The following is a 19823-nucleotide window of genomic DNA, read 5'->3' on the forward strand; positions in this document are numbered from 1 at the left end:
CCTGCGCGTTGTTTCGACGCGACCTTGAGAGGGGCCGGATATCTGTTGGCGCTACCGGATGGCAGGATGCTGCGGATGCAAATGGCGGAAGCGATTAAAATTTGATCAAATGCGCAGGTTTTGACCGTCTTTCCGTAGGGGAAAGCGCGAATCCAATTGTGGAGCAGATGCGGGCAGGTCAAAATTTACTCATGAGCGAGAAACACATCTTTGACGAAATGTGGGGAAGCGACGAAGTTCTGCGCGGTCCCTATAGTGAATTTCAAAACTGGTTTCAGGACGAAGACCTGAAGCGTCTCAGGGCCAAGCAACGCGAAGCCGAAGAAGTCTTCCGCCTTGCTGGCATCACCTTCAACGTCTACGGGCGTTCCGAGGCTGAAGAGCGGCTGATCCCCTTTGACATTATTCCGCGCATCATCGCCGGACGGGAATGGCAAAAACTCTGCAAGGGGATTGAACAGCGGGTCCGCGCGATCAATGCCTTTTTGCATGATATTTATAATCGTCAGGAAATCATCAAGGCGGGGCGCATCCCCAAAGAGATGATTTCGAAGAACGAAGCCTTCCTGCCGCAGATGATTGGCATGACGCCGCCGGGCGGAGTCTATACCCATATCGTCGGGATAGATCTGGTGCGCACCGGCCCCGATCAGTTCTATGTGCTCGAAGACAATGCCCGCACGCCTTCGGGGGTCTCCTATATGCTGGAGAACCGCGAGACGATGCTCCAGATGTTCCCCGAACTGTTCTCGCGCAATCGGGTACAGCCTGTGCAGAACTACCCTGCCAACCTGCGCCGCTCTCTTGCTGCCTGTGCGCCGCCCAATTGCGAAGGCCGGCCCACGGTGGCGGTGCTGACGCCCGGCATCTACAATTCCGCCTATTACGAACATGCGTTTCTGGCCGACCAGATGGGCGTCGAACTGGTGGAAGGGCACGACCTGCGTGTGATCAATGGCAAGGTCGCGATGCGCACCACCCACGGCTATAAACCGATTGATGTGCTCTACCGCCGGATTGACGACGACTTTCTTGATCCGCTGAATTTCAATCCCGACAGTGCCTTGGGCGTGCCGGGGATCATGGATGTCTATCGTGCTGGGGGGATCACCATCGCCAATGCGCCGGGCACGGGGATTGCCGACGACAAGGCGATTTACAGCTACATGCCCGACATCGTGGAATTCTATACCGGCGAGAAGGCAATCCTTGAAAACGTGCCGACATGGCGCTGTTCGGAACCGGACAGTCTGGCCTATGTGCTCGACAATCTCGCGGAGCTGGTGGTCAAGGAAGTTCACGGCTCCGGTGGTTACGGCATGTTGATCGGCCCGACGTCGTCGAAAAAAGAGATTGAGGAGTTCCGCAAGAAACTCACCGCGCGGCCCGCGAATTACATCGCCCAGCCGACGCTGGCGCTGTCCACCGTGCCGATTTTCACTAAAACCGGACTGGCTCCGCGCCATGTGGACCTGCGCCCCTTTGTGTTGTGCTCGCCCGAGGGGATCAACATCACGCCGGGCGGTCTGACCCGCGTGGCATTGGAAAAAGGCTCGCTCGTGGTGAATTCAAGCCAAGGCGGCGGGACCAAGGACACTTGGGTTCTGGAAGACTGAGGGGAGGACGGAGATGCTAGGAAAAACGGCAAATGGCCTCTACTGGATGTCACGCTATCTGGAGCGTGCGGAGAACACGTCGCGGCTTGTGGAAACAGGGCAGCGGATCGGTCTGACCCGTCTGGGACAGGATGACGACGAATGGGCTTCTGTGATGCGCTCGGCCTCGGTTCTGGAGGGCTATGCGGAAAATCACGACGAAGTCACAAAAGACGCGGCAATCAACTGGATGCTGCGCTCCAAGGACAATCCGGCCTCTGTGCTGTCCACCATTTCGGACGCGCGTCAGAACGCGCGGCTGGTGCGCACGGCGCTGACCCATGACGTGTGGGAGGCGATCAACGGCTGTTACATGGCGGTGAAAGAGGCTCTGGCGCATAAAGTCTCCGAGCGGGATCTGCCTGCGGTTCTGGGGTTGATCCGCCAACGCACCGCCTTGGTGCGCGGTGCGACCCACGGCACGATGCTCCGAAACGACATCTATGATTTCACCCGTATGGGGACATTCATCGAACGAGCCGATGCCACCGCGCGGATTCTCGATGTGAAATACTATGTGTTGCTGCCCTCGGCCTTTTCTGTGGGGTCTTCCATCGACAATGTGCATTGGGAAACCATCTTGCGTTCTGTGTCGGCGCGCGGCGGCTTTCGCATGGCTTACGGATCACAGGTTAATGCACATGACATTGCGCAATTCCTGATCCTCGACAAACGTATGCCGCGGTCGCTGAATTTCTGTGCCACGAAAATTCACAACAATCTGAGCTATCTTGCGTCTGATCGCACCGAGGTGCCGCAATCCTCGCTCATGTCGCAAGCGTTGGTCGAACGGTTCATGAACCACAGCATCGAAGATGTGTTCGACTACGGGCTGCATGAATATATCCAGACGATTCTGGGAATGCTGTGCAAGCTCGGGCAACAGATCGAAAAAGATTACCGGTTTTATGAGTGAGCCAAAATGCGCCTGACCATTCGCCACACAACCCGATATGCGTTTGAAAGCCCCGTCACCTACGGGCTTGAACAACTGCGGAAAACGCCGAAATCCGGCTACGGTCAGGAGGTCATCCGCTGGGAGACCTCCATCTCCGGCGGTCGCAAGGAACTGAGCTATCACGACCACATGAACAATCTTGTGGAACTGGTCTCTTTCGATAAAGGCACCACGGAACTGGTGATTTCCTGCGAGGGCGAGGTCGAGATGGCCGAAACCCACGGGGTTGTCGGGCAACATCGGGGCCCGTCGCCGCTCTGGCTCTTCGACAAGGTGACGCCGCTCACCAAGCCGGGGGCAGGGGTGCGTGCTTTGATCAAAAAGGTCGAGGGTGAGACCGAACTCGAACGTCTTCATGCGCTCTCGCGTCTGGTGGGCGAGGCCGTCGAATACGAGGTCGGCAGCTCACATCCCAACGAGACCGCCGAAGAGGCGCTCGCCGCAGGCAAGGGCGTCTGTCAGGACCATGCCCATGTGTTCATCTCTGCGGCCCGCGAAATGGGCCATCCAGCGCGCTATGTCTCGGGCTATCTGATGATGAACGACCGTATCGAACAAGAGGCCACCCACGCATGGGCCGAAGCCCATGTGCGCGGCCTTGGCTGGGTCGGATTCGACGTCTCCAACGAGATTTGCCCCGATCAACGTTATGTCCGTGTCGCAACAGGGCTGGACTATAAGGAGGCAGCCCCTGTAACTGGAACCCGATACGGTGGTGAGGGCGAATCCCTTTCTGTCGAGATCGAAGTCGTACAGCAACAAGACCAACAATAAGGACGCCCCATGACCTATTGCGTGGGTATGATGCTCGATCAGGGCCTCATCATGATGTCCGATACCCGCACGAATGCCGGTGTCGATAATATTTCGACCTTCAAGAAGATGTTTTCGTGGGAAGTCCCCGGAGAACGTATTCTCACGATTATGACCGCCGGAAATCTGGCGACGACGCAGGCTCTTGTGTCGCTCATCGACGAGCGCACCAAAGCCCCAGAAGACCGCGAGCCCTCGATCCTCTCGTCCCCGTCGATGTTTCAGGTCGCCCGCCTTGTCGCCCAGACCCTCAAGGACGTGATCGCCACCCATGCCGACGAGGGCCAGCGCGCCGATAGTGCCTTCAACGCCACCGTCATCTTGGGCGGCCAGATCAAAGGCTCCGAGCCGCGGCTGTTCCTGATCTATCCCGAGGGAAATTTCATCGAAGCCGGAGACGAAACACCGTTCTTCCAGATTGGCGAAACCAAATACGGCAAACCCATTCTGGTGCGCGCCTATGATCCGGCGATGTCTTTCGAAGATGCTGTGAAGCTGATGCTCGTGTCCTTCGACAGCACGGTCAAAGCCAACCTCTCCGTGGGGCTGCCCTTTGATCTACAGGTCATTGAGAAAGACACCTACGCGGTCGCCTATCAGCGGCGCATCGCGGCGGATGACCCCTATTATCTTGATATTTCAACAGGATGGGGTGAGGCGTTAAAGTCCACTCTGGACGGGTTGCCCGGCTACAAGTTCTAAGGGCGCGCCGCGTTATGCGGCCCGACCTCAGGGCGTCTCAAGGCTCAGGTTCGGCTTTGGCATCAACTCCGGCTGCACCCCGCGCTCGACATAATCCCATGTTGCCATGGCGATCATCGCCGCATTGTCTGTCGCCCATTTCATCGGCGGCAGGCATAGCTCCACCCCATGTCTGCCCGCAACCTCTCCCATCGCCTCGCGCAGTTGCCGTGAGGCCGCCACACCGCCGACAATGACCAGAGAGCGCGGCTTGCATTCGGTGAGTGCCCGATCCGCCTTTGCGGTCAGCACGTCCATGCAGGCGGCGACAAAAGAGGCCGACATATCCTCGATCGAGACATCGGGATGTTTCTCGATATGGCGCGCGACGGAGGACTTCAGCCCCGAAAATGAAAACTCGTAAGCATCATTCTTCATCGGACGCGGCAGGCGCAGAACGGGGGTGCCGGTCTGTGCGGCCCTGTCGATGGCCGGACCGCCGGGCATTCCGAGCCCCAGCATCCGCGCCACCTTGTCATAGCTTTCGCCCACTGAGTCGTCGCGGGTGCTGCCAAGCAGGCGGTAGGACCACGGGTCTTTCAACTCCGCGATCAAGGTGTGCCCTCCGGAGACCAGCATGATCACAGCGGGAAACTCCGTCTTGCCACCCTCCAACTCGACCGAGCGGATATGTCCGCGCAAGTGGTTCACCCCGTAGGCGGGCAGGCCCCAGCCCATCGACAGCGCCTCCGCCGTGGACAGCCCGACCAGAAGCGAGCCGATCAGACCCGGTCCACGGGTCACGCCGATGGCGGTCAGGTCATCGGGCGTCACAGAGGCAGCGGTCATCACCTCCTGAACCGTCGGCAGGATGGCTTCCAGATGGGCGCGGGAGGCAAGCTCGGGATAGACACCGCCAAAGGCTTCGTGGATTTCGAATTGCGACACGGTCTTGATCGCCGCGACATGGCCGGAGCGATCCACCAGCGCCACAGATGTGTCATCGCATGAGGTCTCGATGCCAAGGATTAAACCGCTCATGCCAGAACCTCTTTGATCTCTGCCTCGGACACCGCGCCGTGGCGGAGGATGCGGGCGGGGGATGTTGTGCAGTCGACAATGGTCGAAGGGGCAGGGGCCGCGCCTTTGCCGGCCACTGTCAGGTCAGGTGCGCCGTGCAACTGCGCCTCGGCCTCAACCGTGGTGGCGGGCGGTTCGGAGCCGGACAGGTTGGCCGAAGTGACCATGAGCGGACCGGCGTTCTGCAACACCTCACGCAGAAGGGCATTGTCCGGAATACGCAGGGCGATCTCTGTGCGCCCTTTGAGCCAAGCGGGAGCGCGTATCGGATCAAGAGCCAGCACCAAGGTCAGCGCACCGGGGACAAAGCGGCTGGACAGCAGTTTCAAAGCACTTTCGGACAGCACCGCGCCCAGTTCTGCGATCTGATCCGCACCGGCCACCATGATCGGCAGGTTCTTTTCCCGCGGGCGCTGTTTGAGCGCATAGATGCGGTCTACGGCTTGCGGATGTGCGGGCGAGGCCGCGAGGCCAAGCACGGTATCCGTGGGCAAAAGCACCACGCCGCCGGAAGTAAGCACTTCGGCAATCAGGTCGGAGGTGGGCGTCGTCATTCCAGCACCTCCACAATCGGATAGGCCCGCGCCTCGGCATCGGGAAGAGGGGCGGCGAGGGCCAGTTTCAGCATGGTTTCCATCGTCGCCATATTGGTCAGAGGAGCCGCGTGGCCTTCCACCTCGACATTTCCGGCAAGATCGTAATCCTCCAAGTCTGAAAGATAATCCTGCGCATTTTGGGCGGTGCAATGTTCGTAATGTGCAAGTTTTCCATCGGCATAAATCCCGAAATGCACATGCGGACGGGCCGCGCGGCGCAGGAGTGCGACGGGTTTGCCCCGATCCACATCGGCCCCCAAAAGGATGAAGGCTGGCAGGGCTTGCACCGGAACGTGGCGGGCAAAGCCCAAGGCATTGGCAAAGGCCGCCGCCGTGCGCGTGACGCCCAGACCACCCGGTCCGATGTCGCAGGCAATGAGACCAAGTTCTGCCAGCGTGGACTGGCTGCGGGCAAGGCCGGTCTCCAACAGCATCCGGTAGTCGCGCGACCCGTTCAGGGCCTCGTCCTTGGAACTGTCAAAGACAATCTCTTCGCCCCGTCCGAGCGCTAGCGCAGGCACCCCGTTCGAGGCCTGAATCAAAAGTGTCAGCGTCATGCCAATGCCTCCAGAACAGCTGTCCAGCGCGGTGCGGAGGCGCTGAGCGTGACTGTGCGTGCCGTGTCCGTGTCGCCGAATCCGATGCGGATCGACAGCGGTGCGTCAAAGTAGTCCTTGATGCGTTCGCCCCATTCGATCACGCAAATACCTGTGTCGATATAGTCTTCCAGACCAAGGTGATAGAACTCCTGCGCCCCTTTCAGACGATAGGCATCCACATGCAAAAGCGGCCCTGCGGGGGTCTCGTAGACATTCGCAATTGTGTAGGTCGGGCTTGTCACCGTCTCGTCGGAGCCAAGCGCACGCACCAGCGCACGGGTGAAAAAGGTTTTTCCCGCCGCCAGAGCCCCGTCCAGAAGCACAACGTCGCCCGGATGCAAAAGAGCGGCCAGCGCAGAGGCGATCTGCGCCGTGTCTTCTTCTGAATGGACGTGTTTGACGATTTCGCGCGCCACGGAAGCCCCCTTGCTGCTTTACAAGCGATTTAGGGCATTGCCGCGCAAAGGTCCATGAGTCAGCTGTCGGTATCGAGCCAGATCGTCACCGGCCCGTCATTGAGCAGCGAGACTTTCATATCTGCGCCGAAAATCCCCGTCTCGCAGGGCACCCCTTCTGCGACGAGGCGTCGGGTGAAATATTCGTAGAGTGTTTTGCCGAGTTCCGGTGAGGCAGCGGTCGAGAAGCCGGGGCGGTTGCCCTTGGTGTCGGCGGCCAGCGTGAACTGGCTCACCACCAAAGCGGTGCCGCCGATGTCGCGCACGGAGCGGTTCATCTTGCCTGCGTCATCCTTGAAAATCCGCAGCTTGGCAATCTTGGCGGCGAGCTTGTCAGCCTGTTGCTCGGTGTCCTCCCGCATGGCGCAGACAAGCACCAGAAGACCCGGTCCGCTTTGTCCGACGGTCTCGCCATCGACCTGCACGGAGGCCTGCGAAATGCGTTGAACCAAGGCCCTCACGACGTGGCCTCCAATTCCTCCGTCCAAGGGGGATTGGCACCGGCACGCGAAACGGTGATGGCGGCGGCGCGGGAGCCAAGCCGGAGTGCTGCGCGCAGCGTCTCTTCGTCGAGATCGGCCACGGCGGCCTTGGTCAGCTTGCCTGCGCGTTGCAAACCGGCCAGAAGACCGGCGTTGAACGTATCGCCCGCGCCGACCGTATCCTTGACCTCAACGCGGGTGCTTTGAATATGGGTGGTGCCGCGTGCGGTGACCCCTTTGACGCCCTCGGCCCCCATGGTCAGGCAGACCAGCTTGACGCCCTTGTCCAGAAGTGCCGCGACATGGGCATCAATATCGCCTTCTCCCATGATCCAGAGCAGGTCTTCGTCGGAGACTTTGACAATATCGGCATGCGCCAGCATATGGTCCAGTCGCGCGCGATACCGCGGCTCATCGCGGATAAATCCGGGCCGGATGTTCGGATCAATCATGGTGACGCGGGTGCCGGAGGCCTCGACAAACAGGGTTTCATAGGCCGCACCGCAGGGTTCCACAGGCAGCGAGATGCCGCCACAGAACACCGCCTCGACCGTTTCGGGCAGGACGGGCAAATCGGCTTCGGCAAGCATCCGTCCGGCGGAGTTCTCATCATAGAACGCATAGGTCGCATGGCCGTCCACCAGCTTGACAAAGGCCACGGTGCAGGGCCGGTCCACCGTGATTGCAAGTGTGCCGTCCACATGGCTCTCGGCCAGTTTTTCTTTCAGTAGATCACCGAAGAAATCGGCGGAAAATCCGGAGAAGAATCCCACATCCGCCCCAAGGCGCCCGAGCGCGATGGCGGTATTGAACACAGCCCCTCCCGCATAGGGGGCATAGGCGTCTTCGCCCAGTGTCGATGTTCTGGGCAACATGTCGATCAGGGCTTCACCGGCACATAGGATCATGGGTTTTCCTCGGGCTAAGTGTTGAGTTGTGATAGCGCTACCACATTCGGTATGGTGGCGTAAATCGCCTTCCTGCCGATCCGGTGCAGCGGGATCACTGATTCATGGCGACAAAATAGCCGATCACACCGGCAAGGATGAGACCGCATATCACCGCAAAGGCAATTTTCCACGCCGAATAGGGGCGTTCGCCCTGAACCCGACCCGTGCGGCCATTGACGACGAAGCGATAGCTTTTTCCCCGATATTTATACGCGGCCATCCAGATCGGCAGCAGGATATGTTTGAACGTCACATCGGAGACCGCAGTGTGCATGTCATGCACCCGCTGCCGGTCCCCGCCAATATCGAATTTCACATCCCGCAGGATGAGCCGGTCCATATAGGCGCGGGCGTCTTCGTAGCCTTCGTCCAGTTCGACAGAATAGGCGGTGGCGCGGAAACCGGCGAGGTAATCGGGAATATAGGGTTCCAGTTCCGAAAGATCCCACGGCTCCAGCCCTTCGGAAAACTTGCGCGGCAGGGCGCGAGACGCCAGCACCAGCACATCGTCGAAAAAACGCGACACCCGCCCCGAAGCGGCACGCCAGCGTGTGCGGCGTTGGCGGACGGTCTGGCGCTTGCCGTTCCGAACGACAGTGCGGCTTGTGTAATAGTCATCGCCGCGCTCCCCGCGATAGCTGGTCCGGGTCTGGGCGTCGAAGGTCCAGTAGGGCAGGTAGACACCGGACAGTTTGCGTCCCTTGCGGGCGTAGTCCTTGAGCCCGTTGGGGGCGAACCACAATTGACCGAGCCAGTCGACCATCGCATCGCGGGCCTGTTCTTCGGTCAGGGCAAAGGGTAGCAAGCCGTGGGGTTTGATCTGGCGGTGTTGTCCGGTGTCCGTGACGACAGGGGTGGCGCAGAAGGGACATTCCGTGGCGTGGAGATCGGCATCAAACTCGACCTCCGCGCCGCAGTTCGGACAGCGGGCCGTGCGCGTGTCCTCCATCGCTTGCGCGGGAAGCTGGGCGGCCAGCGCCGTTTTGAAATCCAGTTCGCGTGGCGGTGTGGCATCTCCCGTGTCCAGCGCCACCTGCGCGCCGCAGTGGTCGCAGGACAGGAGCCCTTTCGCCGGATCGAACCGCATGTCCGCGCCGCAGGTTGTGCAGGGAAACCGGTGTTCTTCGGTCGCCGAGGGCGCGGGCGTCTCCAACTCCATCTGTCTCTTCCTCATCTCGTTCTGGCGCAGTTTGCGGGCTTTTGTGGTCCGCAGGGCGTTTGTCAGGCCTGTTGTCTTCCGTCCCGCAAGGGGGCGGGGCTATTCTTTTTGTTCGACGCTCACGATCTGGGCAATCTGCGTGCGTGCGGCCGATGTAAACCGCAGGATCTGGCAAAACATGAATAGGCCCTCTCCGTCGCGGGTCAAACGTCCGGAAACGGTGGCGGCCTTGCCTTGCACGACGATTTGCGTGACCGAGAGGCTGACGGGGGCACAGACCCGCGCGAGGGCCGCAAGGACTTGGTCGCGCCCCACGATGCCTGCGCGGTTCGAGGCGTCCCAACTGGCGGTCTCCGACAGATCATCTTCGCCCAGCGTGCCCGCACCGTTAAAGGCCAGCGCGAGCAGGGCTGCCTGTCTTTCCTCCGGCGTGGGGTCGCAGGCGAAATTGATGCGGGTCGGGGTCTGGTGAACCTTCGCGCGCGTTTCGGTCATGAGACCATCCTGTGTCATGTGACCATCCATGGTTCACCAAGCGGCCCGAGGCGTCACGCGCCCGGCGGCGGGGGCGGCGGTGCGACGGTGAAAAGCTGGGCCAGTTCGGTCACGTCTTCGGCCTTGAGCCAGCCGTCCTGACCGGGCGTCCAGACGAAGCTTTCACGTTTCAGCAAGCCTTTCGCCGCCATCTGACCCATTTCCGCCTTGGAGTAGGGACCTTTGGTCTCGCCGTTCTGGGCGATGTGCCAGACATGCTCCACGGGCGGCGGGGGCGGCGGAGTTTGTGCCGCAGGCGCGCTGGCGACGGGACGGGCGCCCCACGGGCCTTGCTGCGTGCTTTGACCGGCCATCGCCATGCCAAGCCCTGCGCCCATGCCGGCCCCCATCGAGGCGGCCATAGCGGAGTTCTCGGCGCTCATGGCCTCGGCGGCGTTGAATTTCATGTAATTGTCGAGATTGCCGACGATGCCCATAGAGGTGCGCTTGTCCATCGCCTTCTCTACGGCTTCGGGCAGGCTGATGTTTTCGATGTAGAATTCCGGAATGGTCAGGCCGTATTCCGCCACCACTTTGGAAATCTCGGTGGCCACCATCTTGCCCAGATCGGCGGTGTTCGCCGCCATGTCCAGCACCGGAATGTTGGAGCCCGCCACGATGCGTGAAAAGGCCTGCACGATGATGTTGCGGATTTGGTAGGAGATTTCGTCCATAGTGAATTCGCCATCCGTGCCGACGATCTCGGTCAGGAACAGCGAGGGGTCGGAGACTTTCACCGTATAGGTGCCATAGGCACGGATGCGCACAGGGCCGAACTCGGGGTCGCGGCACATGATCGGGTTTTTTGTGCCCCATTTGAGGTCCGAGAACCGCGTGGTGTTGACGAAGTAGACCTCGGATTTGAACGGAGATTTGAACCCGTGATTCCAGTGATAGAGCGTCGTCAGGATCGGCATGTTGTTGGTTTCCAACATGTAAAGCCCCGGCGTGAACACATCCGCAAGTTGCCCCTCATGCACAAACACCGCCGCCTGTCCTTCGCGCACGGTCAGCTTGGCACCGTATTTGATCTCGTGGCCTTCCCGTTCGAACCGCCACACCATCGTGTCGCGCGTGTCGTCGGTCCAGTGGATGACGTCAATAAATTCGCCAGAGAGAAAATCAAAAATACCCATGGGGTCTCCTGTTGGTCATATTTCCTCGCCCATCAATTCGTAGGCCAAAGCCGTGGCGATCGGGCGGGCGGTTTCCGGAGTCATGCCGGGGGCAAGCCGCCGGTCGTATAGCATACGCAAGAGCAACTCGTCATGCCGTGTGAGCAGGGCGAATTCCTCGTCGTCATTGAAGATCGAGGGCCGCGCATAGGGGCTGTCATTGGCAAGTCCCAAGCCTTGCGAGATTTCTTCGTGATAGCAGGATTTTCGGAGCAAATCGGGGTGTTCGGCGCGAATGACGGCCACAGCGGTGCGATACGCCCCGTCATTGTCCGGATCGGATGCCACAACCAGACAATAGGAGGACCGTGGCATGTCCACCACAGAGCGGATGGCGTCCTGACCGATGCCGGGGATCAGTTGCGCCAGACGCGGCCCGATGGCGCGGCGCTCGTTTTCATGGAGCACAAGCACATGGAAATTGGGCTGTGACGAGCGCGAGATCGGGTGGCCTGTGGCGCGGGAAAGCTGGGCGAGCAGGCTGTTGATCGTCTGTTCGTCCTTGGCGCGTTTCTCTTCGGGCACCGTGGCCCCGAATTCGACCCCGACGCGCACCGGCACCTGCCAGCGGTGCAGGTTCGAGGGGGTCTTTTGCGCCACAAACTGCCCGTTCACCGAGGTATATTCGTCATTGAGCGCGATGGCTTCGAAATTCGCCGCCAGTTGGCGGGCGTTGAACGGCGTGTCCGCCCCGCCGCGATCGGTGCGCAACAGCTCCTTGCCCAGAAGATCGGCCTGCATCCGCGCATAATAGCGTTCAAGCGCATAGCTTTCCTCGCTGCGCTCGGCGGGCACCTGCACCACAGGTTTCACTGCGGCCGCCGGACGGGGCAGGGGCTTGATGTCTTGTGGGGTGGGCGTGCAGGCAACCAGCGCGAGCAGGGCCAGCCCGCTCACGCCTTTGCACGTCCTATGCCGCACCCCTTGGATCATTTCGCCGGCACGGACGGGCCGGAGGCGTTGCCCGTGGCCTTGGCAGACGCCAGCGTGTCGCGCAGCTTGGCTTCCATGGACTTGAGTTCCACCTCGGCCTCGGCCCGCTTGCGCTTGCCTTCGTCGGCGATCTGGAGGCTCTCTTCGATCGTGGCCACCAGTTCCTCGTTGGCGGTTTTCACGGCCTCGATGTCGAACACACCGCGTTCCATTTCCTCGCGCACAATCTTGTTGGCTTCGCGCAGGTTCTTGGCGTTGGCGGTGAGAAGTTCGTTGGTCAGATCGGTCGCCTCACGCACGGATTTCGCCGCTTCGGAGGAGCGCTGGATCGTCACAGCCTGCGCCAGTTGGGTTTCCCAAAGCGGCACGGTGTTGACCAGCGTCGAATTGATCTTTGTGACCAGAGACTTGTCGTTTTCCTGCACCAGACGGATGGAGGGCAGGGATTGCATGGTCACCTGACGGGTCAGTTTCAGGTCATGCACACGGCGTTCCAGATCGTCCCGCGCGGCCCGCAAGTCACGCAATTCCTGCGCCTTGATGACCTGATCGGCTTCCGGTGCGGCATCCACAGCGGCGGCAAGCGCGGGAATGTCGGTCTCGTCCAGTTCCTTGAGCTTCAACTCCCCCGCAGCGATGTAAATCGCCAACTGGTCGTAGAAGGTCAGGGTCTTGTCATAGAGCATGTCCAGTGACTTGATGTCCTTGAGCAGCTTGTGCTCATGGGTCAGCAGGTTGTCGGTGATCTTGTCGATCTGGCTTTGCACATCCTCGAAACGCGCGACGAATTTTGCCATCGGTGCCGCGCGGCCCAGAAGTTTTTCCCACCAGCTGCGCTCGCGGCGCACGTCCAGTTCGGACACGGAGAAACCGCGAATGGTCGTCACGATAGAGCGCAGGCTGTCGCCCGCCGGACCGACATCCTTGTTCTTTACATCCTGCAACATGGCTTGCGAGATTTCCTGCAACTCGGCCTGTGCGGCAGAGCCGAAGCTGACGATGGAATTCGTGTCTCCCATGTCGATCTCGGCCTTGGCTTTTGCCACTTCTGCGGCCACGGGGGCTTCTGCGGCGCTCGGGTCGATCAATTCGCCTTTCGGCTCGGCAAGGACGACAGAAGTGACTTCTTCCACGTCTTTCAATGCGGCTTCAGCCTGCTGGCGGATGGTGTCGGACATAGTTGTTTTTCCCTGATACAAACTCATGACATAATTTCATCTTTGACGCCTTCACGCGCCAGACGATCACGCAGCACCTCGATTTCGATGTCGAGGTCTGTCTTATCGTCCAAAAGCAACTTTTTATGACGGGCGTCGAAATTCGCCTCCAGATCATCCAGAAGCGCAAACCAGTCTTCACGCGCCTGCGCGTTGCGGCTTTTGCTCCAGAGATCGGCGTATTTCACCGTCGCATCACGCGCCCCCAAAAGGTAGACGCCAAGATATTTGCGCGCCGCCGTCAGGTCGCGCGGGTCGTCCTCGACCGTGCGGAACATGGCGCGCGCCGTGGTGATGAACCGCTCCAGCCGGTCTTCGGCCTGACGGTCGCCGGTGCGTTCGAGCGCTGTGCGCATGTCCTTGAGATGGGCTTCGGCCTCATCCACAGCTTTGGCGACGCGGTCCTGCTGAAACAGGTCCAGCTCGTCGAAGCCCTTGTTCTTTAGCGGATCAAAGCCAAAGGCGAGGCTATGCAGCACGATGCCAAGCACGGCAAACAGAACGGTTTCCATCGCGCCCCAACCGAACCAGCCGACAATGCCCAGCCCAAGACCGGTGAGGACAGAGCCGAAGATCTTGCGCGGAATGGCAGGGCGGCGGGAGACCTTGCGTGCTTCATAGGCTTCCTCGGCCTTGAGACCTTCGCGTGTGAGATAGGCCGCACCAACGAGACAGCCCAAGGCGACGAGATAGCCGGTCATGACTGTGGGAGGGGCAAAAAATGCTTTCCACGCCAGAGGCAGCGCCGCGAAGAACAACAGGTTCGAGCGCGCGCCGACGCGAGTCGGTTTCTTGCCGTCAAACGGGCGCGGCGAGTTGGGCGGCGCAATGTGATCCGAGGCAGCGTGATCCGATTGCGCGGCACGCCCTTTCGGGGAGTAGGTGGACCCGTAGCGTTTTGCCATTACATCCCCTGCGCCTTGATCGTCACGTAAAACGTGAGCGCGACCAGCAGATAATAGGCGAGTTTCGAAAACACGCTGTCGCTCATGGGCACCCTTTCCAAAGCGGTTCTTTCCTCAAGATATAGAAAGGAATCGCCCTTGGTGAAAGGGTTAAGGGGAGCGCTTGACGCGCTTTCCCCCTCTGTCGGGCCTTAGCGGCCGGATTTCGGCGGTTTGCCGCCTTTTGCCCCACCTGCGCGGCCACCGGAATTTCCGCCATGGGATTTGAAGCCTGCCGAGCGCGGTTTGCCACCGTCTCCGCCGCCGTGGGATTTGAATCCGTGGGACTTGAAGCCGCCCGGTTTGCCCGACGGTTTGCCAGACGGTTTTCCGTCACGTTGCTGCCCCGGTTTTCCGCCGGGTTTTCCGTCCCGGGGCTTGCCCTTGAAACCTTCGCCACGGGGCTTGAAACCACCCGGTTTGCCATCGTCATCATCGCGGCGTTTGTATCCGTCGCGCGGTTTGCCCTTGAAGCCTTCGCCGCGCGGTTTGAACCCGTCGCGGTCATCGCGCTTGCCTTTGAACGGCGGCTTTCCACCGCGATCATCGCGCCCCTGTTTCGGGCCGCGGGCATCGTCGCGTCCTCGGACTTCCTTGCGGGGGCCACCGGGTTTGTCGCCGCGCACAACCGTGCGTTTGGCCATGCCGCCTTCCCCGATTTGCATGTCCATTCCCAACTGGTCGCGTAGCACGCGGGCGCGCACTTCTTCGACCTGTCCGGGTTGCAACGTGCCAAGGCGGAAGGGGCCATAAGACAGGCGGATCAAGCGGTTAACGGTCAGGCCGATATGTTCCATCGCGCGGCGGATCTCGCGGTTGCGGCCCTCGCGCAGCCCGATGGTGAGCCATGCATTCGCGCCTTGCTGGCGGTCAAAGGTGACTTCCATCGGCTGGAAATGTTCGCCGTCAATGGTCACGCCCTTGCGCAGGGGCTCAAGGGTGGCTTCGGAAGCCGTGCCTTTGACCCGCACGCGGTATTTGCGCAGCCAGCCGGTGTCGGGCAGTTCGAGCTTGCGCTTCAACTCGCCATCATTGGTTAGCAGCAGCAGCCCTTCGGAGTTCAGATCGAGACGTCCGACAGACATCACACGCGGCAGCTCTTTGGGAAGCTGGTCGAACACAGTATCGCGGCCCTTTTCGTCCTTGGCCGTGGTCACAAGCCCCAGAGGTTTGTGATAGAGCCAAAGCCGTGGCGGTTCCGGTTCGCCTACCTCTTTGCCATCGACGAAAATCTTGTCTTTGGGCAAGACGTTGAGCGCAGGGGAGGCCACCACGCGCCCGTTGACCATCACGCGACCTTCTTCGATCATCGCTTCGGCTTCGCGGCGCGAGGAAATGCCGGCGCGCGACAGCACCTTGGCGATGCGGTCGCCCGGCGGGGTTTTCTTGGGCGGGGTGTTCTTGTCAGCAGATTTTGGCGTGTCGGTCATGAGAAAGGCCTTTCTTTGGCGCGCTCATACTCTGCACGAGTCTCTATGGAAAGGGCAAAGAAAAACGGCCCGCTGTTGTGCGGGCCGCAAAAGTCGATGTCGTAAGGCCTCAGAAGGTCATGACATAGGAGACGCCGAAGACCCACGGATCGATCTCGGCCTCGCCGATTTTCACGCCGTCGAGCTTGACGTCACTGTTGATGTCGATCCAGCGCACATCCGTCCGCAGCGCGCCGCGTTCGCTGACCTGATAGTCAAAACCGGCGTGGAGCGCGACGCCCCAGGAATCCGTGAGATCAAGGTCGGAGCCCGCGATTTCACCTGTCGCGGTTTCATCAAAGAAGGCTGTGTAGTTCACACCAACCCCGACGAACGGTGTGAAGGCCGCACCATTGTCGAAGTGATACTGCAAGGAGACCACCGGCGGCAGATGTTGTGTGGAGCCGATTTCGCCAAGCCCGTCTGCACGGATATTATGCTCGAAAGGCCAGGCGCCCAGGACCTCGATGCCGAGGTTATCCCGAATGAAATATTCAAAGGTGATGGTCGGGCGGAGGTTGTCGCCGACATCAAGTTCTGTGCTGCCCAGAATATCGCCATTGTCCGATTTAGGCATCACATAGCCCAGCCCGAGACCGAGGGTCATCGTCCCTGCGTCTTGCGCTGCGGCAAGGGTCGGGAGGGAGAGGGCGAGAGCCATGGTTGCGGCAATTACGGAAGTTTTGTTCATCTTTTTTGTCCCATATGTGTCTTATGCTAAGACGAGTTCGCGCGCATTTGCACAGGTGTCAGAGGCGGGCGTTTGACACTTTGACCTGCATCAAATTCCGCCGGACTGCGGCAATCTGCCATCGCGGGACATGGCGCGGGCTTGCCTTTGGCAAAGTTGCACGGCAGGAAAGGGCATGACGTTTCGCTCTTATATGGATGAGGCTTTGAAAGAAGCCCGATTGGCCGAATCCCGTGGCGAAGTGCCAGTGGGGGCGGTGGTCGTGTCTCCCGAGGGCGAAATCGTCGGACGGGGCGGCAACCGGACGCGCGAGGATCGCGATCCGACGGCACATGCCGAAATCGTGGCGCTGCGCGCGGCCTGTCGGTCTGTCGGGCAGGACCGTCTGTCCGGCTATGATTTCTATGTGACACTGGAACCATGCCCGATGTGCGCGGCGGCAATCTCGCATGCGCGCATCCGCAGGCTGTATTATGGTGCGGGTGACCCGAAATCCGGCGGTGTGGCCCACGGGGCGAAAGTGTTCAGCCATGCGCAATGCCATCACGCGCCGGAGGTTTATGACGGCATCGCGGGGGAGGAGGCCGAGGCGCTGCTCAAGGCATTCTTTGCCCTCCGCCGCTAAAGCGGGCTGCCCGCGCGACCGTCTTTAAATCTCGATCGGCTTGAGCACTTCCGGCACCTTCACCACGCCCTCTTTGAGCGCATAGACCAGCTCGTCGCAGCTTTGTGCCAGAAGCGGGAAGGTGCCCCAGTGACAGGGAATCACTGTTTTGAAGTCGAAGAATTTCTGACAGACATAGGCAGCGCGTTTCATGTCCATCGTGTAATGCCCGCCGGCGCAGAGAATGCCGATGTCGGGCTGGTGCAGGTCCGCAAACCATTCCATGTCCGCCATGATGTCTGTGTCGCCGGAGACATAGATCGTGTGTCCTTCACCGGAGATCATGAACCCCGCAGGCTGGCCCGCATAGCGCGGTGCTCCGTCTTTGTAATCAATCGAAGAGGAATGAACCGCGTTGACCATGGTGACGGACACGGTCTTCTCTCCGTCGCCCAGAGTGATTGTGCCGCCCTTGCCAAAGCCTGTGACCTGCGCGCCTTCCGCACCAAGGATCAGTGAGAGTTCGTGGATGCAGTAGATCATCGCATCTGTGTCACGCGCCACCGGAAGCGTGGAGGAGGCATGATCGCCATGGCCGTGGGTCAGAAAAATCGCACTCGCCCCTTCGGTTGCCTCTTTCTCGCGACCTTCGGGAAAGGCGGGGTTGCCCTCCAGCCACGGGTCAATGAGCAAAACCTGATCGGAAATCTCGATGCGAAAGCCGGAATGGCCAAGCCAGGTGATTTTCATGAGACAACTCCCTCTGTTTCCGTCCCAATATATCGCGCCGCATCGCGCTCGGGAAGGTGTCTGGGGCGTCAGGCGGCTCTCTTCGGTCTTCGGGATGGTCGGCGATCGGGATTTGTGCATCGAGAGGGCGCGGACGGGCGCAGAGCAGGGGCGGATCGTGGCCCAAACCCGCCCAGACGTGCAAAACGGCGGCGATGATCCATGTTTATATCACGCATATGCTTGAAGGCCGGACGCAGGGGCGCTAAAGCCTCAACTGACCAAGAATACGGAGCATTGCCCCATGTCCATCGACATTGATACCGCCCGCCGGGTCGCCAAGCTCGCCCGCATCCGCGTCGAGGAAGACGCGCTTCCGGCTCTGGCTGACGAATTCAACGCCGTGCTCGGCTTTATCGAACAGCTTTCCGAAGTGGATGTTGACGGCGTCGAGCCGATGACCTCTGTGACGCCCCAGCGTCTCAAACGCCGCAAGGACGGTGTGACAGATGGCAATATGCAGGAGAAAATCCTGTCGAATGCGCCCGATGCGCGCGAGGGCTTTTTTGCTGTGCCGAAGGTGGTGGAATAATGTCTGATCTCAATAAACTGACCCTGTCTGCCGCCCGTGACGGGCTGCGTGCCAAAGAGTTTACCTCTGTCGAACTGACCGAAGCCTGTCTGGGCGAGATTGAAGCCGCAGGTGCCTTGAACGCTTTCGTGCACAACACGCCGGACATTGCGCGCACGCAGGCCAAGGCGGCCGATGCCAAGCTCGCCTCCGGTGATGCGCCGGCCATGTGTGGCCTGCCCATCGGGATCAAGGATCTGTTCGCCACCAAAGGCGTGCCGACACAGGCGGCCTCCGCGATTCTCGAAGGTTTCAAACCCGAGTATGAAAGCACCATCACGACAAAGCTCTTTGACGCGGGTGCGGTGATGTTGGGCAAGCTTAATATGGATGAGTTTGCGATGGGGTCTTCGAACGAGACCTCGACCTATGGCAATGCGATCAACCCGTGGAAACGCACGGGGGATGCCACCAACATCACGCCCGGCGGGTCTTCGGGCGGGTCTTCTGCGGCTGTGGCGGCGGACCTGTGTCTGGCCGCAACCGGCACCGACACGGGCGGCTCCATCCGCCAGCCTGCGGCGTTCACCGGCATCGTCGGGATCAAGCCGACCTACGGGCGGTGTTCGCGCTGGGGTGTGGTGGCCTTTGCATCCTCGCTGGATCAGGCGGGGCCGATGACCAAATCCGTGCGCGACGCGGCGATCATGCTTGAGGCCATGTGTGGCCACGACATGAAGGATTCGACCTCCGCCGATCTTCCGGTGCCGAATTTCGAAGCCATGCTGACCGGCGACATCAAGGGCAAGAAAATCGGCATCCCGAAGGAATACCGTCTCGACGGCATTCCCGACGAGATTTCCAAACTCTGGGACGAGGGCGCGGCCATGCTGCGTGATGCGGGAGCCGAGATTGTCGATATCTCCCTGCCGCACACGAAATATGCGCTGCCGACCTATTATGTCATCGCACCTGCCGAAGCCTCGTCGAACCTCGCGCGCTATGATGGTGTGCGCTACGGTCATCGGGCCAAGCTGTCTGCGGGCGAAGGCATTGACGACATGTATGAAAAGACCCGCGCCGAAGGGTTTGGCAAAGAGGTGCAGCGCCGCGTGATGGTCGGCACCTATGTGCTCTCTGCGGGCTTCTACGACGCCTACTACAACAAGGCGCGCAAGGTGCGCACGTTGATCAAGAAGGATTTCGAGGATGTCTTCGCGCAGGGCGTGGATGCGATCCTGACACCGGCCACCCCGTCTCCGGCCTTCGGTCTGGGGGAGGTGTCCGATTCCGATCCGATCCAGATGTATCTCAACGACGTCTTTACCGTTACCGTGAACCTTGCGGGGCTTCCGGGGATTTCCGTGCCTGCGGGCCTGTCCTCGAACGGTCTGCCGCTGGGGCTTCAACTGATCGGGAAACCGTGGGAAGAGGGCGATCTGCTGAATATTGCACATTCGCTTGAGGACGCGGCGGGCTTTGTTTCCAAGCCTGAGAAATGGTGGTAAGAAGCGGGCCAACCTGTTCA

The 19823-nt window shown here is 60.4% G+C and carries 22 protein-coding genes; 7 read left to right on the forward strand and 15 right to left on the reverse strand.

The window, feature by feature from the left end:
- Positions 1 to 191 precede the first annotated feature (191 nt).
- From KO492_RS06805 to KO492_RS06820, 4 genes are read left to right on the forward strand one after another with little or no spacing between them, the layout of a single operon-like run.
- Complete coding sequence (locus KO492_RS06805) at positions 192 to 1616, forward strand: circularly permuted type 2 ATP-grasp protein (protein ID WP_216044248.1); 1425 nt, start codon at positions 192 to 194, stop codon at positions 1614 to 1616.
- Between the two features lie 13 nt (positions 1617 to 1629).
- The gene (locus KO492_RS06810) at positions 1630 to 2571 is read left to right on the forward strand and encodes an alpha-E domain-containing protein (protein WP_216044249.1); all 942 of its coding nucleotides are present in this window, start codon (positions 1630 to 1632) and stop codon (positions 2569 to 2571) included.
- Positions 2572 to 2577: 6 nt separating this feature from the next.
- Positions 2578 to 3387, forward strand: coding sequence for a transglutaminase family protein (locus KO492_RS06815; protein ID WP_216044250.1), 810 nt, complete (start codon positions 2578 to 2580; stop codon positions 3385 to 3387).
- Between the two features lie 9 nt (positions 3388 to 3396).
- Entirely contained in the window at positions 3397 to 4128 is a 732-nt protein-coding gene (locus KO492_RS06820; RefSeq protein WP_216044251.1) for a proteasome-type protease, read from the forward strand.
- Between the two features lie 27 nt (positions 4129 to 4155).
- Here KO492_RS06820 and tsaD read toward each other — a convergent pair whose 3' ends face one another.
- The 14 genes from tsaD to KO492_RS06890 all read right to left on the reverse strand — a co-directional run bounded on the left by tsaD (position 4156) and on the right by KO492_RS06890 (position 16391).
- Positions 4156 to 5148: a tRNA (adenosine(37)-N6)-threonylcarbamoyltransferase complex transferase subunit TsaD gene (tsaD, locus tag KO492_RS06825; RefSeq protein WP_216044252.1), complete on the reverse strand. Its 993-nt coding sequence runs from the start codon at positions 5146 to 5148 to the stop codon at positions 4156 to 4158.
- Complete coding sequence (locus KO492_RS06830) at positions 5145 to 5741, reverse strand: L-threonylcarbamoyladenylate synthase (protein ID WP_216044253.1); 597 nt, start codon at positions 5739 to 5741, stop codon at positions 5145 to 5147. Before KO492_RS06830 ends, tsaD begins: the two co-directional genes overlap by 4 nt.
- Complete coding sequence (locus tag KO492_RS06835; protein ID WP_216044254.1) at positions 5738 to 6340, reverse strand: hypothetical protein; 603 nt, start codon at positions 6338 to 6340, stop codon at positions 5738 to 5740. The genes KO492_RS06830 and KO492_RS06835 overlap by 4 nt, the downstream gene beginning before the upstream one ends.
- Complete coding sequence (gene tsaE, locus KO492_RS06840) at positions 6337 to 6798, reverse strand: tRNA (adenosine(37)-N6)-threonylcarbamoyltransferase complex ATPase subunit type 1 TsaE (protein ID WP_216044255.1); 462 nt, start codon at positions 6796 to 6798, stop codon at positions 6337 to 6339. Before tsaE ends, KO492_RS06835 begins: the two co-directional genes overlap by 4 nt.
- Before the next feature lie 59 nt (positions 6799 to 6857).
- Entirely contained in the window at positions 6858 to 7298 is a 441-nt protein-coding gene (dtd, locus tag KO492_RS06845) for a D-aminoacyl-tRNA deacylase (protein WP_216044256.1), read from the reverse strand.
- The gene (locus tag KO492_RS06850; RefSeq protein WP_216044257.1) at positions 7295 to 8227 is read right to left on the reverse strand and encodes a carbohydrate kinase family protein; all 933 of its coding nucleotides are present in this window, start codon (positions 8225 to 8227) and stop codon (positions 7295 to 7297) included. The genes dtd and KO492_RS06850 overlap by 4 nt, the downstream gene beginning before the upstream one ends.
- A gap of 94 nt (positions 8228 to 8321) precedes the next feature.
- Entirely contained in the window at positions 8322 to 9428 is a 1107-nt protein-coding gene (locus KO492_RS06855) for a TFIIB-type zinc finger domain-containing protein (RefSeq protein ID WP_216044258.1), read from the reverse strand.
- Between the two features lie 99 nt (positions 9429 to 9527).
- Positions 9528 to 9923, reverse strand: a complete 396-nt coding sequence (locus KO492_RS06860; RefSeq protein ID WP_216044259.1) for a hypothetical protein — start codon at positions 9921 to 9923, stop codon at positions 9528 to 9530.
- A 53-nt stretch (positions 9924 to 9976) separates the two neighbouring features.
- On the reverse strand, positions 9977 to 11098 hold the full coding sequence (locus tag KO492_RS06865) for an SPFH domain-containing protein (protein ID WP_216044260.1): 1122 nt from the start codon (positions 11096 to 11098) through the stop codon (positions 9977 to 9979).
- A 15-nt stretch (positions 11099 to 11113) separates the two neighbouring features.
- On the reverse strand, positions 11114 to 12070 hold the full coding sequence (locus KO492_RS06870) for a DUF2927 domain-containing protein (RefSeq protein ID WP_216044261.1): 957 nt from the start codon (positions 12068 to 12070) through the stop codon (positions 11114 to 11116).
- Complete coding sequence (locus tag KO492_RS06875; protein ID WP_216044262.1) at positions 12067 to 13248, reverse strand: toxic anion resistance protein; 1182 nt, start codon at positions 13246 to 13248, stop codon at positions 12067 to 12069. The genes KO492_RS06870 and KO492_RS06875 overlap by 4 nt, the downstream gene beginning before the upstream one ends.
- 23 nt (positions 13249 to 13271) lie before the next feature.
- Entirely contained in the window at positions 13272 to 14192 is a 921-nt protein-coding gene (locus KO492_RS06880) for a 5-bromo-4-chloroindolyl phosphate hydrolysis family protein (protein ID WP_216044263.1), read from the reverse strand.
- A 191-nt stretch (positions 14193 to 14383) separates the two neighbouring features.
- On the reverse strand, positions 14384 to 15661 hold the full coding sequence (locus KO492_RS06885; RefSeq protein WP_216044264.1) for a pseudouridine synthase: 1278 nt from the start codon (positions 15659 to 15661) through the stop codon (positions 14384 to 14386).
- 109 nt (positions 15662 to 15770) lie between these two features.
- Entirely contained in the window at positions 15771 to 16391 is a 621-nt protein-coding gene (locus tag KO492_RS06890; protein ID WP_216044265.1) for an OmpW/AlkL family protein, read from the reverse strand.
- Between the two features lie 175 nt (positions 16392 to 16566).
- On the opposite strand from KO492_RS06890, the gene KO492_RS06895 reads away from it, so the two are divergent.
- Positions 16567 to 17016 (forward strand): nucleoside deaminase, encoded by a 450-nt coding sequence (locus KO492_RS06895; protein WP_216044266.1) that lies wholly within the window; start codon positions 16567 to 16569, stop codon positions 17014 to 17016.
- A gap of 24 nt (positions 17017 to 17040) precedes the next feature.
- Here the strand turns inward: KO492_RS06895 and KO492_RS06900 are convergent, their stop codons facing one another.
- A complete protein-coding gene (locus tag KO492_RS06900; RefSeq protein WP_216044267.1) occupies positions 17041 to 17745 on the reverse strand; it encodes a metal-dependent hydrolase in 705 nt (234 codons plus the stop codon).
- A gap of 283 nt (positions 17746 to 18028) precedes the next feature.
- Here KO492_RS06900 and gatC point away from each other — a divergent pair, with 283 nt between their 5' ends.
- Positions 18029 to 18316 (forward strand): Asp-tRNA(Asn)/Glu-tRNA(Gln) amidotransferase subunit GatC, encoded by a 288-nt coding sequence (gatC, locus tag KO492_RS06905; RefSeq protein ID WP_066604916.1) that lies wholly within the window; start codon positions 18029 to 18031, stop codon positions 18314 to 18316.
- Positions 18316 to 19803 (forward strand): Asp-tRNA(Asn)/Glu-tRNA(Gln) amidotransferase subunit GatA, encoded by a 1488-nt coding sequence (gene gatA, locus KO492_RS06910; protein WP_216044268.1) that lies wholly within the window; start codon positions 18316 to 18318, stop codon positions 19801 to 19803. The genes gatC and gatA overlap by 1 nt, the downstream gene beginning before the upstream one ends.
- The last annotated feature ends 20 nt before the right edge of the window (positions 19804 to 19823 follow it).

This window comes from Celeribacter halophilus (assembly GCF_018860305.1).
GTDB classification, from domain to species: Bacteria; Pseudomonadota; Alphaproteobacteria; order Rhodobacterales; family Rhodobacteraceae; genus Celeribacter; species Celeribacter halophilus_A.